Annotated in this window: 13 protein-coding genes and 1 pseudogene; 12 read left to right on the top strand and 2 right to left on the bottom strand. The window is 59.7% G+C overall.

The features are described 5' to 3' along the window. Positions 1-34: 34 nt before the first annotated feature. Positions 35-1,672, bottom strand: a pseudogene (gene metG, locus M6F29_RS06280) (methionine--tRNA ligase); the annotation flags it as partial. A 158-nt stretch (positions 1,673-1,830) separates the two neighbouring features. Between metG and apbC the strand changes: the two are divergent. The 11 genes from apbC to M6F29_RS06225 all read left to right on the top strand — a co-directional run bounded on the left by apbC (position 1,831) and on the right by M6F29_RS06225 (position 12,156). After that, on the top strand, positions 1,831-2,913 hold the full coding sequence (gene apbC, locus M6F29_RS06275) for an iron-sulfur cluster carrier protein ApbC (RefSeq protein WP_298157992.1): 1,083 nt from the start codon (positions 1,831-1,833) through the stop codon (positions 2,911-2,913). Positions 2,914-2,974: 61 nt separating this feature from the next. After that, positions 2,975-3,541, top strand: coding sequence for a dCTP deaminase (gene dcd, locus M6F29_RS06270; protein ID WP_297480840.1), 567 nt, complete (start codon positions 2,975-2,977; stop codon positions 3,539-3,541). Positions 3,542-3,796: 255 nt separating this feature from the next. Next, entirely contained in the window at positions 3,797-4,111 is a 315-nt protein-coding gene (locus tag M6F29_RS06265) for a flagellar transcriptional regulator FlhD (protein WP_297456222.1), read from the top strand. Beyond that, positions 4,095-4,649, top strand: a complete 555-nt coding sequence (locus M6F29_RS06260) for a FlhC family transcriptional regulator (protein ID WP_297456220.1) — start codon at positions 4,095-4,097, stop codon at positions 4,647-4,649. The genes M6F29_RS06265 and M6F29_RS06260 overlap by 17 nt, the downstream gene beginning before the upstream one ends. After that, on the top strand, positions 4,646-5,578 hold the full coding sequence (locus M6F29_RS06255) for a hypothetical protein (RefSeq protein WP_298157991.1): 933 nt from the start codon (positions 4,646-4,648) through the stop codon (positions 5,576-5,578). Before M6F29_RS06260 ends, M6F29_RS06255 begins: the two co-directional genes overlap by 4 nt. Beyond that, entirely contained in the window at positions 5,515-7,191 is a 1,677-nt protein-coding gene (locus M6F29_RS06250; RefSeq protein ID WP_298157990.1) for a type IV secretion system DNA-binding domain-containing protein, read from the top strand. The genes M6F29_RS06255 and M6F29_RS06250 overlap by 64 nt, the downstream gene beginning before the upstream one ends. 6 nt (positions 7,192-7,197) lie before the next feature. Continuing rightward, the gene (locus M6F29_RS06245; RefSeq protein ID WP_297480848.1) at positions 7,198-7,560 is read left to right on the top strand and encodes a hypothetical protein; all 363 of its coding nucleotides are present in this window, start codon (positions 7,198-7,200) and stop codon (positions 7,558-7,560) included. A gap of 91 nt (positions 7,561-7,651) precedes the next feature. Continuing rightward, a complete protein-coding gene (locus tag M6F29_RS06240) occupies positions 7,652-9,796 on the top strand; it encodes a putative bifunctional diguanylate cyclase/phosphodiesterase (protein WP_298157989.1) in 2,145 nt (714 codons plus the stop codon). A 61-nt stretch (positions 9,797-9,857) separates the two neighbouring features. After that, positions 9,858-10,655 (top strand): tetratricopeptide repeat protein, encoded by a 798-nt coding sequence (locus M6F29_RS06235; RefSeq protein ID WP_298157988.1) that lies wholly within the window; start codon positions 9,858-9,860, stop codon positions 10,653-10,655. A gap of 148 nt (positions 10,656-10,803) precedes the next feature. Continuing rightward, complete coding sequence (locus M6F29_RS06230; RefSeq protein ID WP_298157987.1) at positions 10,804-11,484, top strand: hypothetical protein; 681 nt, start codon at positions 10,804-10,806, stop codon at positions 11,482-11,484. Positions 11,485-11,535: 51 nt separating this feature from the next. After that, positions 11,536-12,156, top strand: a complete 621-nt coding sequence (locus M6F29_RS06225) for a hypothetical protein (protein ID WP_298157986.1) — start codon at positions 11,536-11,538, stop codon at positions 12,154-12,156. A gap of 8 nt (positions 12,157-12,164) precedes the next feature. Here the strand turns inward: M6F29_RS06225 and M6F29_RS06220 are convergent, their stop codons facing one another. Then, on the bottom strand, positions 12,165-12,593 hold the full coding sequence (locus M6F29_RS06220; protein ID WP_297497196.1) for a universal stress protein: 429 nt from the start codon (positions 12,591-12,593) through the stop codon (positions 12,165-12,167). 112 nt (positions 12,594-12,705) lie between these two features. On the opposite strand from M6F29_RS06220, the gene M6F29_RS06215 reads away from it, so the two are divergent. Beyond that, positions 12,706-14,658 (top strand): heme lyase CcmF/NrfE family subunit, encoded by a 1,953-nt coding sequence (locus M6F29_RS06215; RefSeq protein WP_298157985.1) that lies wholly within the window; start codon positions 12,706-12,708, stop codon positions 14,656-14,658. The last annotated feature ends 76 nt before the right edge of the window (positions 14,659-14,734 follow it).

Genomic DNA, 14,734 nt, shown 5'->3' with positions numbered 1-14,734 from the left:
TCATCCTCGTCCCTCATCACTTGGGCAGAGGGGGATTCGCCCCCACCAATTCGCTCACCTTGGCAGGATCAGCGCGGGTGATCAGGTGCGTATAGGGCAGAATGCGGTGTCCTCCCGCCAGGGTACGGGTCACATCGGCCCAGGAGAGTGGCGGAATGTCCAGAAAACGTTCGACGGCTTCTGCAATGCGCGGGAGGATGGGTTTGAGGTACAGGGTGAGCAGGCGAAACAGTTCCAATATCGTGCTGCAGCCCTGCTGGAGGGCGAGGGATTGGGCCGGGTCACGGGCAAGTTCCCAGGGTTTGTGCTGATCCACGAACTGGTTGGCGAGATCGGCCAGTTGCATGATGTCGCGCAGCACCCGGCTGGTGTCCCGTGCCTCGTAGGCCTGGGCAATGAGCGTGGCCTGGCTCTGGAACCGGGTGATGAGGGCCACCTGCGCCGGGGGCAGGGTATCGGCCAGGTGGCCGTCGAAACGTTTGGTGATGAAACCGGCACTGCGACTGGCCAGGTTGATGTATTTTCCGACCAGATCACTGTTCACCCGGGCAGTGAAATCCTCGAGGTTGAGGTCGATGTCCTCCATGCTGCCATTCAATTTGGCGGCCAGATAATAGCGCAGGTAATTGGGGTCCAGGCGTTCCAGATAGTGCCGGGCAGTGATGAAGGAACCCCGGCTTTTGGACATTTTTTGACCATTGACGGTGAGGAACCCATGCACGAAAAGACGGGTGGGGGGGCGTAGTCCGCACTGGTGCAGTACGGCTGGCCAGAACAGGGCATGGAAGTAGAGGATATCCTTGCCGATGAAATGGTAGAGTTCCCAGGAACTGTCTGCCCGCCAGGCTTCCTCGAAATCCAGACCCTGCAATTCCGCCAGTTTTTTGAAGGTGCCGATGTAACCGATCGGGGCATCCAGCCATACATAGAAGAATTTGCCCGGGGCATCCGGGATTTCAAAGCCGAAATAGGGGGCATCGCGCGAAATGTCCCAGTCCGTGAGGCCGCTTTTGAACCATTCGTCCAGTTTGTTGGCGGCTTCTTCGGGAATGGTTCCCGAGCGGGTCCAGGCGCGCAGAAAATCCTCGCACGCCGCCAGACGCAGGAAGTGATGTTCGGACAGGCGGCGTTCGGGACTGGCGCCGGACAGGGCTGAACGCGGTTCGATCAGATCCGTCGGGGCATAGGAGGCGCCGCAGACCTCGCAGTTGTCGCCATATTGGTCGGGCGCCTTGCAACGCGGACAGGTCCCCCTGATGAAGCGATCCGGCAGGAACATGGCTTCCACCGGATCATAGAATTGTTCGATGGCACGGACGGTGATCAGGCCTTTCTGCTTGAGGCGCAGGTACAACTCAGTGGCATAGTGCCGGGTTTCGGGGGAGTGGGTGCTGTAATAGAGGTCCTGCTCGACGTGAAATCCCTGGAAGTCCGCCAGATGCTCGGCATGGGCGAGATCGACCATGGCCTCCGGGGTCAGGCCGCGCGCCTTGGCAGCCAGCATGACCGGCGTTCCATGGGTGTCGTCCGCGCAAAAGTAGTGGACGGTATGCCCCTGCATACGCTGAAAACGGACCCAGATATCGGTCTGGATATGTTCCACCAGATGGCCGAGGTGGATGCTGCCATTGGCGTAGGGAAGTGCGCTGGTGACGAGAAGGGTGCGAGACATGAGTGTTCCTGAAAAAATTGGCCCGGTTGCAAAAGTTGCCCGAACGGTGCCGATGATGATTGGCAATCCGACATTGTATCAATCCGGTGCGGGATTTTCGAGACTCATACTATAATGATTCGATGAACCGCCCCCTCATCACCGATTCAGGAGAAAACATGTCCAATCCCGCTGCAGAAGCACGTCTTCAGGGTTTTATCGATCCCAATACGGGTAAGCCGTTGGGCCCCAAGGCCTTGCAGGCACTGAGTCAGGACCAGGGCCACCTGAGTGTGACAGTGGCTTTGGGCTATCCCGTGGCGACTCTCGGGGAAGCCGTGATCCAGGGGTTACGCAGGGAACTGGGCAGCATTGAAGGCGTGACGGCGGTCACGGTCACGCTGGTCAGTCGGATCAAGGCCCATGCGGTGCAGGCGGGACTTGCACCGATCCGGGGGATTCGCAACGTGATCGCCGTGGCTTCCGGCAAGGGCGGGGTGGGCAAGTCCACCACTGCTGTCAATCTGGCCCTGGCCTTGCAGGCCGAGGGTGCCCGTGTGGGCATGCTGGATGCGGACATTTATGGCCCGTCCCAGCCGACCATGCTGGGCATCCGGGGAAACCCGGAAACCCATGAAGATGGGGAATCCATGAAACCGTTGATGGGGCACGGGTTGCAGACCATGTCGGTGGGTTTTCTGATCGACCCCGATCAGCCCATGGTCTGGCGGGGTCCCATGGTGACCCAGGCACTGGAACAACTGTTGCGCGATACCCATTGGGATGATCTGGATTATCTGATCGTCGATATGCCGCCCGGGACGGGGGATGTCCAGTTGACCCTGGCCCAGAAGGTGCCCGTGACCGGCGCAGTGATCGTGACCACGCCCCAGGACATCGCACTGCTCGATGCGCGCAAGGGGTTCAAGATGTTCGAAAAGGTGGGGGTGCCCATTCTTGGCGTGGTGGAGAACATGAGTACACATGTCTGCTCGAACTGCGGTCACGAGGAACCCATCTTTGGCAAAGGAGGGGCTGAGCGCATGTGTGCCGACTTCGGTACGGAACTGATCGGTGCGTTGCCGCTCGATATTCGCATCCGGGAACAGACGGATTCGGGGCGGCCCACGGTGATTGCCGACCCCCATGGCTCCCTGGCCCAAACCTATCGTAAAATAGCGCAACGCGTGGCCCTCAAGGTGGCCCAGCGAAGTGAGAATCCCAGCGTCAAGTTTCCCAGAATCGTGGTGCAGAATACTTGAGCGGTGAGACCTGGAGAGGGAGGGCCCTTTCCGGGGGAGTGTGGTGGTTGAGGAGATCGGGATGAGCATCAAAGCGGACCGCTGGATTCGGCATATGGCCGAGAAACACGGCATGATCGAGCCTTTTGAGCCAGGACAGGTCAAGGAAGTCAACGGACAGCGTATCGTCTCCTACGGGACGTCCAGTTACGGCTATGATATTCGCTGTTCGGACGAATTCAAGTTGTTTACCAACCTCAACTCCACCATCGTCGACCCGAAAAATTTCGATGCCAACTCCTTCGTGGATGTCAAGGCACCCGTCTGCATCATTCCCCCCAATTCCTTTGCACTGGCGCGCACGGTGGAGTATTTTCGAATTCCGCGCACGATCCTGACGGTCTGTCTGGGAAAGTCCACCTATGCCCGATGCGGCATCATCGTCAATGTCACCCCCTTCGAACCCGAGTGGGAGGGGTTCGTTACCCTGGAATTTTCGAATACCACTCCTTTGCCCGCCAAAATTTATGCCAATGAGGGGGTTGCCCAGGTCATCTTCTTCGAATCGGATGAGACCTGTGAAGTGTCCTACCGTGACCGGGGCGGAAAGTACCAGGGGCAGCACGGCGTCACGCTCCCCAAAATCTGAAGGGCCGGGCAGGGCCGGAGATTCCTGGACTGACTTTGCGTACAGGGACACCTCTCGTGGGGGAGAGGGATTCTTTTTTCTCTGCGGGGTACGATCGTCACGCCTGTAAATTTACAGGGGACTGATTATTGCAGACCGGTTCATGGGCGGTGAACCTGGAATCGCATCTCCCTTTGGGGCAGCAGGCTTTCTTTTTTTATAGTCGGGATTCCCGGTACGGGAACTTTTGACGATAAACGAAAGGAGGTCATGGTAATGAGCAGGTTTGCCAAATCTTTTGCGGAAATCAATCTGGGCATGTTGTATCTGGCGCGCGAAGTATTGGAGCGCGACCGGTTGCAGGGCCTCCTCAATCTTGGATTGCTCCCACCAGTGGCGGATCTGGTGTTGGGGATGTCGGCTGCAGAAATTCATCATCTGGCCCAGTCACCGATACTTCTGGTGGGGTTGCGCTGGCGTTCGATGCGAGTCTGGGAGTGCCTGGGCCAATATGCCATGGGGACGGACGCGGCTTTGCCCCGCGCCCTGTTGCTGGGGGAAGGGGAGCGTGACCATGGCTACCAAGCGTGACCTGCAGCAGGAGATCCAGCGCTACCGGCAGGCCGAACGGTTGCTCAAACTGGGGGCACGGGTGCCCGTAGTTGCGGATCTGACCCATCTGTCCAGTTGGTTCCTGCGCAAACTGTCTCTCGAAATCAATGGGGAATCCCCGCGCAAGGGGCAGGTTCCCAATTCGGATCAGTGGTACCTGCGGCGCAAGCACCTCCTCCAGTCTTCGCTGTTTTGCCAAATTTATTCCAGGGTGAAAAAATTGGTGGGGGAGGAAGAGGATGCCTGTACTTCGCTCATGGAAGGGTACAGCCAGTGGCGCGACGTGATTCTTTCCTGCGGCCTGTCTCCCTGCCTGACCCTCGACCGTGCCTGGTGGCTGGTCAAGTCCCTGGAAATGCGTCATTTGCAACAGTGCCGTTGCCAGGGGTGCCAGGGCCTCTATGTGCAACCCTGGAGTCGATTGCGCCAGGGATACCGCTGTGACCCCTGCCGACAGCGCCGACAGAGAGCCGCCGGTAACGTTCGGCCGGGGTTACAGGAGGGGAGGGCGCCATGACCCTCTGGTCTGTTCATTCGGCATCCCGCTGCCGCCCTTTGTTGCAGCCGGTCCTGCACCAAATGGCCACTCGTTTTGCCGGAGAACCTCAACTCTTCGAACGGGTGCTGCTCCCCTCCGTGGAGCGCATGGTCGAGTGGGTTCTGAATCTGCCCTGTCCGAACACCCTTCAGTCAGGCGAGTTCCCTCCCTTGACGGGCATTCTGGCCTCCGCCCTCGACGAATCGACCCATGCACCCTTCTGGGCGGGTACCTCAGGGCAGGAGTGCTGCTTGCGAACTCTCGAGATGCTGGTGCGAAAACTGCATGGGGCCATTGTGTTCTGGCAGGTGACGCCGGTGGGGAGGGGAGAAAGGCAACTGAGGTGGGGGGGGTTTTCGGGCGGGTTGGCGCGTTGGTGCGCCCACCAGGGAGAGGGGCAGGTCTGGCTCGAACCACGGGGAAGTGAAAACCTGTTCTGGCAGAGCGAGGACCACCTGGCGGGGCGCATCCTGGCGGGAGAAACCTGGCTCTGGCTGGAGCAGCAAGGCAAGGAGATCGTCTGTCCCGCAGACCGCAACGATGGAGGGAGCCGGGTGGAAGGGCGGAGCGTGGAATGGCGGGTGGCTGAGGCTTTGTTGACCCAGGGGCTCTGGGATCCCTGCCGGAAACCAGGGCGAATCTGGCAGGATGCCGGTCTGTGGTATCTGCTCTGGCCCCGGGTGGGAGAGGATCTGCGGCGCGGGTTGGGCGCAGAAGGGAACACGTTGCCCCCGGGGCCTCGGGAGATGTGCCTGCACTGGCAGGCGCGGGGCATGCTGGACCCCACGCCGGCGGAAGGAATCGAGCGCTGGCACCCCCTGTTGCAGCGCAGGGTCTCTGCGGTATGTCCCAGCCCGCTCTGGCAGCGGTGGATCTCGGAATGGTTCCAGGCCCACGCATTGCCCTGAAGTGGGGGGAGGGGGCCGGATATTTCCTGGGGTTCTGGGGGCGCTGGGGACTGGCTGCCTTGAGTCTCCGCTGGATTGGTCAATGGAGTGGTCTGGATGGCCCATGGTTTGCACATCTGAGCTTGCATCTTCTGATGCTGGTCAGTGGGGTCGATATGTGGCGACACCGTTTCCTGTTTCGGTCAGGGCGCTCTGCCGCCGGGGAGATCAGTATCGGCTCCCTGTTCCGGCGCATCCGATCTCGCCGGACGGCGCTCTGGCTGGGGTGGGGCGGTCCCTGGGATGCAACTCGCCTGCAACGGCACTGGGATGCCAGCATGGGCGAACCCCATCAGTTGTCACCAGCGCGGGAAGATCGTCCGGTCTGGCTCGAGAACCAGGGGCGTGGCCATATGATCGTGCTGGGGGCGCCGGGAACGGGCAAAACCCAGGCTTTTCTCCTGATGGCCCTGCAGGCCCTGGCTCGTGGAGACACCGTGCTCGTACTGGATCCCAAGGGAGGGGAGGCCTTTTCCCGTTGCCTGAAAAGTGCGGCGCTCCAACGGCATCGCGTGTATCTGGGCATCGATGCCCACCATCCCCACCCGGAGGGGGGCCTCGATGTCCTGGCAGCCGGACGAGATCCTTCCGAGTTGGCCAGTCGCCTGTGCCAACTCCTCCCTCTTGCGGAACGCGCAACGGTGTTTGGCCAGTTTGCCTGGATGACCCTGTTTCGGATCATTGCTGCCCTGCGCGGACTGGATGAACCCCTGACTTTTTCAGGGCTGCGTTTTCATGTGGGGGATCAGGGCCGGCAACTGGTTCGGGCATGCTGGCAACGGTTGGGGCAGACGCATACGCTGAGCGTGGGCATGGACCACCTGGCCCGGCACGATCCCGTACATTACTCGAAGATGATCGTGTCGTTACTGCCTCTTCTGGAAATCCTTGCCACTGGCGTTCTTGGCGCATTGCTGGGGGATGTTCCCGGGAGGAAACGTTTCACCCTGAATGAACTCATCGAACAACGTGCGGTGGTGTACGTATCGTTGGGCGCCCTGTCCAATGCACGGGTGGCCCAGATGTTGGGGACGCTGGTGCTGGGGGAGTTGGCGGCCCTGGCGGGGGACCGCTACCGCACCTCCGCGGCGCAGCGGTCTACGGTGCGAATCTTTGTGGATGAAGCGGCGGAACTGTCGGGAGAAACCTTCATGCAATTGCTCAACAAGGGACGCGAGTGCGATCTGCAGATGACCTTGGCGGTTCAAACCCTGACCGATCTCGAGGTAGCCATGGGGGGGATAGCGCCGGCCCGCATGATGGTTGGAAATGCGGCCCACCTGCTGGTGTTTCGTACGCTGGATGCAGAATCTTGCCGAACCCTGAATGATCGGGCTGGCCAGGTTCGGATCCAGAAGCGTCAGGCGGGGACGACGGCGCCTGCTCCACGCTATTGGTGGCAGGGTCAACCGCGTGCCGGGGCCGTGCTGCAACGCCAATGGCAGGAAGTTCCCCTGATTCCCGAAGGCTGGTTGACTCGTCTGGAAGATTTTCACTATCTGGGGTTCTTTTCTGGACAGGGGGTGATCTGGGGTTGCCTGCCGCGCCTTCGGATTCCCGGCGAGGCGGAGTGACCGGTCGTGTGGCATCCCCTGGCAGTGGAAATGATACGGGCCCAGCAACTCTGGGGCGGCCAGTGGATTCTCGGTTGGGCGCCCAGGATCATCGGGCGCCTGGGGGACACGCAGGGGGGCGTGGCAGCATTTCGCGCCCTGGCACTGCTGCACTGGAGTGGGGGGTTGTATCCCGTGGTTTTGATGTGGCAGGTCGGCAGCCCCTCCCGTGCGCGGGATGAATGGAACCGCTGGGAGCGTGCTTGGCGTTGGCGACGCAGAATGGGATGGGGGCTACTGGGGTTGACGGGGTTGCTTTTTTGGCCGACGATTCTCCCTCCTGCCGTGATTCCCGTGACGGTGATGGGGGGCTTCCTGTTATTCTGTTGAACGGGGTTTTTGTTGGTTGATTGTTGAACAGGGTGCTTTTGCGGTAGTCTGGCGAGACCTCGGTCTCACCGCACATTCTCGGAGAGTCGCTGTGTCCGCAGAAAGATTTCAGTCCATCGCCCGTCAGACCCTCATTCGCTTCGTCCTCTGCGCGGGAGGACTGGCTTTGCTGGTGTTTTTGGTCAGCGACGGTTTGACCTACACGGAAGGGAGCGCCTTTTTTTCCTGGGAAAGTCTGGGTTATTTGCTCAGTACTTTCATTCTGGTGGGCGGGATTTTAACGCTTTCCATCGGCAAATGGATGCTGGAAAGCGCCCGGCGCGTGCAGGCCCTGCAAAGAGCCGTGGTCCATTTCAGTGATCAGCATCGGGTTTCCCTGGAATTTGTGCGCGCGCTCGTGGAAGCACGCGCCGCACGTCGGGATGAGATTACCGTGGTGGCGGATGTCCTGGAAAGGATGGCCGACAACATGGAGCGCCATGAAAACTTGCGCATGCGGGAAGAGGCGAAGCAGCATTTGTGGTCTCGAGTCTTTGCCAGCAGTCTGGATGCCATCGCGATCTCGGCGCGCGATCGCCGCCTGCTGACCGTGAATGAGGCGTTTGGACGAATCACCGGTTTCAGCGAAGAGGAAGTGCTGGGCACTGAAATGCTGTCAAGTACGGTGAGCATTCCCAATGAAACGCCGCTGACGCAGATCTGGGCGGCAGTGGAGACGAATGGTTACTGGAGCGGGGAATTGCTGGACAAGCGCAAGGATGGCACCCTGTACCCCCGTTGGCTCAGTCTTAGCGTGGTGCGTGACACCAGCCAGCAGGTGACGAACTACATCGCCGTTTTCAAGGACATCACCGAACAGAAGGAAAGTGAGGCCCGGTTCATCTATCAGGCCAACCATGACCGACTGACGGGTTTGCCCAACCGGCACCTGTTGCAGGACCGTCTGTCCCGCGCCATTCGCCTGGCTGAGCGCAATCAGAGTCGCCTGGCTGTGCTTTTTCTCGACCTCGATAATTTCAAATGGGTCAATGATTCATTGGGCCATGCCACGGGAGACCAGTTACTGATTTCCGTCTCCCAGCGGCTTCAGACGGGGGTGCGTGCCTCCGATACGGTGGCCCGTCTGGGCGGGGATGAATTCGTGGTATTGCTTCAACAGCCTGCCGGCCACCAGGAATTGGCCATCGTTGCAGAAAAATTGATAGAGATCATCGAGCAGCCCATCGTTCTGGGGGGGTACGATTTTCATACCACCACCTCCATCGGCATCAGCATTTACCCGGAGGACGGCGCGGATTCGGATATTCTGCTCAAGCATGCGGACACGGCCATGTATGTTGCCAAGGCGAGCGGCAAGTCGGGTTTTCGTTTCTTTGATCCGGAAATGAATCGCCAGGCCGTGGCTCGGGTCGAAGTGGAACGGGACCTGCGCCGTGCCATTCAGGAACAGGAATTCGAATTGTATTTTCAGCCAAAGTTTTGTCTGGCCACGGAAAAGTTGTGTGGACTGGAGGCGCTGATTCGCTGGCAACATCCACGCAACGGGCTCATTCAGCCCGATGATTTCATTCCTGTGGCGGAGGAAACCGCATTGATCATCCCACTGGGGGAGTGGGTCATTCGGGCCGTCTGTCGTCAGGTAGTGACCTGGAGAGATCAAAATTTATCCTATCGTCATCGGGTGGCCATCAACCTGTCTCTTCTGCAGGTAGAGTCTGACGCCTTCGTGGATACCGTGGAGAGCATACTGGAGGAAACGGGAGTTCCCCCCCGGCTGATCGAGTTCGAGTTGACCGAGAGCATGGTCTTGCGCAACCCGGCACGCTCGGCCAAGGTGCTTCAGCGGCTGCGCAAGTTGGGGATTCACCTGGCCCTCGATGATTTCGGGACGGGGTATTCCAGTTTGTCCCATTTGCGTCAATTACCTCTGGATGCGATCAAGATCGACCGAAGTTTCATCCAGAACATCCCGAACAGCGGGGAAGATAACCAGATTGTGCGCATGATCGTGGCGTTGGGCAAATCGGCCCAGATGATCGTCGTTGCGGAGGGGGTGGAAACCAAGTTGCAAAAGGATTGTCTGAGCGCTCTGGGATGTGACTTTCTGCAGGGGTTCCTTTTTTCACGGCCCGTTCCCCGGCAAGAGTTGGAAACTCTGCTCTTGCGTGACCATGAGAAAAACCTGTGTCCCCCTTGTGTAGGCTGTCCTCAGGCCTTATCTGAGGAGGTGGGATAAAGGGACACCTCCCTGCTGAGGTTGCCTCGGGAAATACTGAAACGATCAGGAGAACGCATTCATGAAGTCACACTTTCGTCATATTTTGGTTGCCTTTGCCTTGTTGCAAGGGACCCTGGCCTGGGCCGAGCCCAGTTTGGAACAGGTTTATGAAGCGACGCGCAGCGGTCAGTTGGAAGCGGCACAACAAATGATGCAGGAAGTGTTGCGCGCCCATCCCAACAGTGCCAAGGCTCATTTTGCCGAAGCCGAAGTTCTGGCGCGTTCCGGTAACCTGGCGGGCGGACGAAACGAACTGGCCCTGGCCGAGAAACTCCAGCCCGGGTTACCCTTTGCAAAACCAAGCGCCGTGGCCGAGTTGAAAAATGAGCTGGATCGTGGCGCGGGGAGCGTCGCCGTTCCTGCTGGCGGAACCAGCCATACCCCCTGGGGGACGTTGTTGGTGGTCGGGGGGATTGCCTTGCTGCTGGTGATCTGGCTGGTGCGCCGACAAACGGCGCAAGGGCCGGCAGGCATGGGCATGATGCCGCGTCCCGGCGGGGGCTACTACAACAATGGGATGGGCGGTGGCGTTCCCCCTTCCATGGGGCCGACCGGCGGCATGGGTGGGGGAGGTCTGATGGGTAGCCTGGCGACGGGAGCGGCTTTGGGCGCCGGGATGGTGGCGGGTGAAGCGCTGGCACACCGTCTGGTGGACGGACCGAACGAAGGCACCGGAGTGGCAGCCCCGAATGTTTCTGACGCGCGGGGCAATAGCGATATGGGCGGGAACGATTTTGGCATCAGCGATGGGGGTTCCTGGGATTCGGGGTCGGATTCCGGTTGGTCCAGTAACGATTCGGGTTCCGACTGGAGTTGACCCTGAACTGGACGGCCTCCTGCTCTTTTCACACCTTGGAAATCCCGTGTGTGGCATGATGAGCCCAGGGAACGATTTGAATTTTTCCGACTCTCTGTGAAAGCAGAGGTTCTTTGTCCACCCCCCTATAAAAAATGGAGGAGTTTTCATGGTCGTAAACCGTAAAAAAATGATGGCGCTGCTGGCTGCAATGGCCATGGGGTCGTCCCTTGCCGCTCTGGCCGATACCGGAGCCCCTCCGTCCGCCAGTGCGCCCGCGCCGTCTGCCACCAGTGCGCCTGCACCGGTAGCACAGCATAAGGCGCATCATGTTCATCATTCGGACATGTGGGTGCAGCATAGTCAGGCCATGTTGCAGGACATGAAGGAGCAGCTCAATCTGACGCCCGCGCAGCAGGAAGGATGGAAAGCATGGTCAGGCGATGTCCTGTCCATCACGAAGGCACAAACGGAAAGAATCCATCACTGGCGTGCCGAGCATGAAAAAAAGGCTCTTGAAGAGGACCGTGCCACGGCGGATCACGCCCGCGTCTCCACGCCTGAACATATGGCTCATGGTCTGGATCACATGCGTCTGGAAGTCGAACGTCTGCAGGATCATTTGTCGTTGCTGGAAAAATTGCAAGCCAGCACGCAAAAGTTTTATGACACCCTGGATACCAATCAGAAAACCATTTTTGATCTCTACTGGCAGCAGGCCTATGCCGTCGGAAGCACGATGGGGCACCCCATGTGCGGACATCATGGTGAGGGCATGGGGATGATGGGGATGGATCATCCGCCCATGCCTCCTGCCCCCCCCGCTCCTCCCGCTACGGCCAGTCACTGAAATGGCTGAGTCCTCGTTCTCGTCTGCACCCCTCATCCTGGGAGAGCCTGCGTGAATGCTGACCAAAAGAGAAAGGCACAGGTTGTCCTGGCATGGGTGTTGGTCGGCATCTTCCTGTCTGTCATGACCGAATCGTCCTGGGCTCGTGGCGGAGGCGGGGGTCATGGGGGCGGAGGAAGAGGCGGTGGCGCCAGGGCAGGGGGCTTCCATCAGGGAGGCTGGGGCGGTGGCGGCTGGCGTGGCGGTGGTTGGCGCGGTGGCGGTTGGAGGGATGGGGGCTGGCGTGGTGGTTGGCGCGACGGTGGCTGGCGTGGCGGCTGGGGGGATGGCTGGCGCGGTGGTTGGGGGGAAGGTTGGGGTTTTGCCGGTTTCGGGCTAGGCCTGGGCCTGGGTTACGGGGCCTGGGCCTGGAACGACCCGCTTTTCTACGATCCCTACCCGGTGGGCTTCCCCGTTTATGAGGCACCTCCCACCGTGGTAGTCTCTGCGCCGGTTTCACCTCAGGAAACGACTTATGTCGGACCGGCTACGCAGGAGGACGACCCACCGGCAGGGGGGGCGCACGACTGGTTCTATTGCGATTCGGCAAAGGGCTATTATCCTTACGTCGAAAGTTGTCCCGAGCCGTGGCATGCCGTTCCCAGTACGCCTAATGGCCCTGTCCAGCCTTGAGTGCGGGATCAGCGAAAGACGAGGACCGGGATTTTGGTGTGAGTCAGGACTTTTTGGGTTTCGCTGCCCAGGATCAGACCGGTCAGTCCGCGTCGTCCGTGGGATGCCATCAGGATGAGATCGCATTCTCGAGTGCGCGCGCACTCGATGATGCCTTCATAGGCAGAAAACTCCACGGACTTGCGGGTCTCGATGGTGACCCCCAGCGAATTGGCCAGGCTCTGGGCTTCTGCCAGGTGCTGGTCGGCCAATCCTTCCAGTTGCGTCATGATTTCCTGCGGGGATTCCACGACAAACTCGGTGGTGGGCAGGTATTGAATGACGGCACAGTAAACCGTGACCCTGGCCTGTAAGGCTTTGGCCAGTGTCAATCCCCCCTTCAGTGCGTTATGCGACAGTTCCGAACCATCGGTGGCGATGAGCAGATGGGTAAACATGAAAGATCCTCCCTCGAGACTTGAACTGGCGCTCCCCCCGATTCCCCATCCCTGTTCGGGGTGAGGTACACTTACGAACTTTACGGAAATTATAGCCCTTTTGGGAGATCTCATGGTCCCGGAACTTGGACATTATTCACTGATACTGGCATTGACCCTCGCCATGGGCATGGCGACTTTTTCCCTGGTGGGCGCGCAACGTGGCGTGGCTTCATGGATCGGTTTGTCGCGCCCGCTTGCCCTGACCCTGTTGCTGGCCATGGCCGTTTCCTTCGGTTGTCTGGCATGGTCCTTCGTGCACAACGATTTCTCGGTGCTTTATGTGGCACAGCACTCCAATTCGAAGTTACCGGTGCAGTACCAGTTTTCTGCCGTGTGGGGGGGGCATGAAGGTTCATTGTTGCTGTGGGTGCTCTTGTTGAGTACCTGGAGCGCCGCCGTTGCCATTTTTTCCCGCCGTCTCCCCGATCCCGTGGTGGCCCGTGCGCTGGGCGTTCTGGGCCTGGTCATCACGGGGTTCCTGCTCTTCATCCTGCTGACTTCCAATCCCTTCGACCGTCTTTTCCCGGCCGCTCTGGAAGGGCGGGATCTCAACCCGCTCCTGCAGGATCCTGGACTGGTGTACCACCCACCCATGCTGTACATGGGCTATGTGGGGTTTTCGGTGGCGTTCGCCTTTGCCTTGTCCGCGCTGATTTCAGGAAAACTGGATGCCACCTGGGCACGTTGGTCCCGTCCCTGGACCTTGGCAGCCTGGGTATTCCTGACTCTGGGGATATGTTTTGGCTCGCGCTGGGCCTATTATGAACTGGGTTGGGGGGGGTGGTGGTTCTGGGATCCGGTGGAAAATGCTTCCTTCATGCCCTGGCTGGTAGGCACGGCCCTCATTCACTCCCTGGTGGTCACGGAAAAACGCGGCGCCTTCAAGCGGTGGACGGTATTGCTGGCCATTGCCGCTTTTTCGCTCTCGCTGGTGGGAACCTTCATTGTCCGTTCCGGTGTGCTGAATTCGGTTCATGCCTTTGCCTCGGACCCCAAGCGCGGGATCTTCGTCCTGCTTTTCCTCTCCCTGGTGATTGGCGGCTCTCTGACCCTGTTCGCCTGGCGCGCGCCTGCAGTGGGTGAGGGAGGGCGTTTCCAGCTGGTCTCCCGTGAATCCTTTCTTCTGCTCAACAACGTCCTGCTGGCCGTGGCGGCGGCGGCGGTGTTGTTGGGCACCATCTACCCCATGGTGATCGATGCCCTGGGGATGGGCAAGTTGTCCGTCGGCCCGCCGTACTTCAATACGGTGTTCGTGCCCCTCATGATTCCCCTGTTGCTGATTCTGCCCATCGGAACGCTGGCGCACTGGAAGCGTGCGAATTTGAAGGATATTCTGCGCGAGGTGCGGCCCGATATGGTCATCGCTCTGGTGGTGGGCATCGTGGTCCCCTTTCTGATGGGGGCATTCAGTCTGCTCTCGGCCCTGGGGATTGCCACGGCAGCCTGGCTGGCCACCAGCATCGTTCGTCAGGTATGGTCCTGGCGCCGCCTCAAAACGATTCCGCGCTGGTTTATCGGCATGCAAACAGCGCATTTCGGCATGGCGGTTTTCGTGGTGGGCGTGACCCTGATCAAGGGTTATGAAATCGAACGGGATGTGCGCATGGGGCCGGGGGATACCCTGACGCTCAAGGGTACGACCTTCCGTCTGGTGGGGGTCGAGCCGGTACCCGGACCCAACTACAGCGCCTTGCGCGGCGCGGTGACCTACAGCGAAAACGGCAAGGTGGAAGGATTGCTGGAGCCTGAAAAACGGACCTACTTTTCTTCGCCCATGCCCATGACCGAAGCCGCCATTCATTCCACGATTTCCCGCGATCTGTATGTTTCCCTGGGCGAACCCCTGGATAATGGCGCGTGGAGCGTGCGTATCTATTACAAGCCCTTCGTCAACTGGATCTGGGCGGGTTGTGTTCTGATGGCTCTGGGGGGCGCAGTGGCGGCGTCGGATCGCCGTTATCGCGTACAGATCAAGGCCGCCGCGCAGCAAGAACGGGCAGTGCCGCACGAGGTGATCGTATGACCGGAACGAATCCCGAGTCGGGCGTGCCCCACTCCGAACCCGCAGAGACCGGAAAGCCTGCGCGTTTCAATATCTG

Origin of the sequence: Ferrovum sp., assembly GCF_027317285.1 — a bacterium.
In the GTDB taxonomy this organism is placed as follows: domain Bacteria; phylum Pseudomonadota; class Gammaproteobacteria; order Burkholderiales; family Ferrovaceae; genus Ferrovum.
This window is presented reverse-complemented; position numbering and strand designations above follow the sequence as displayed.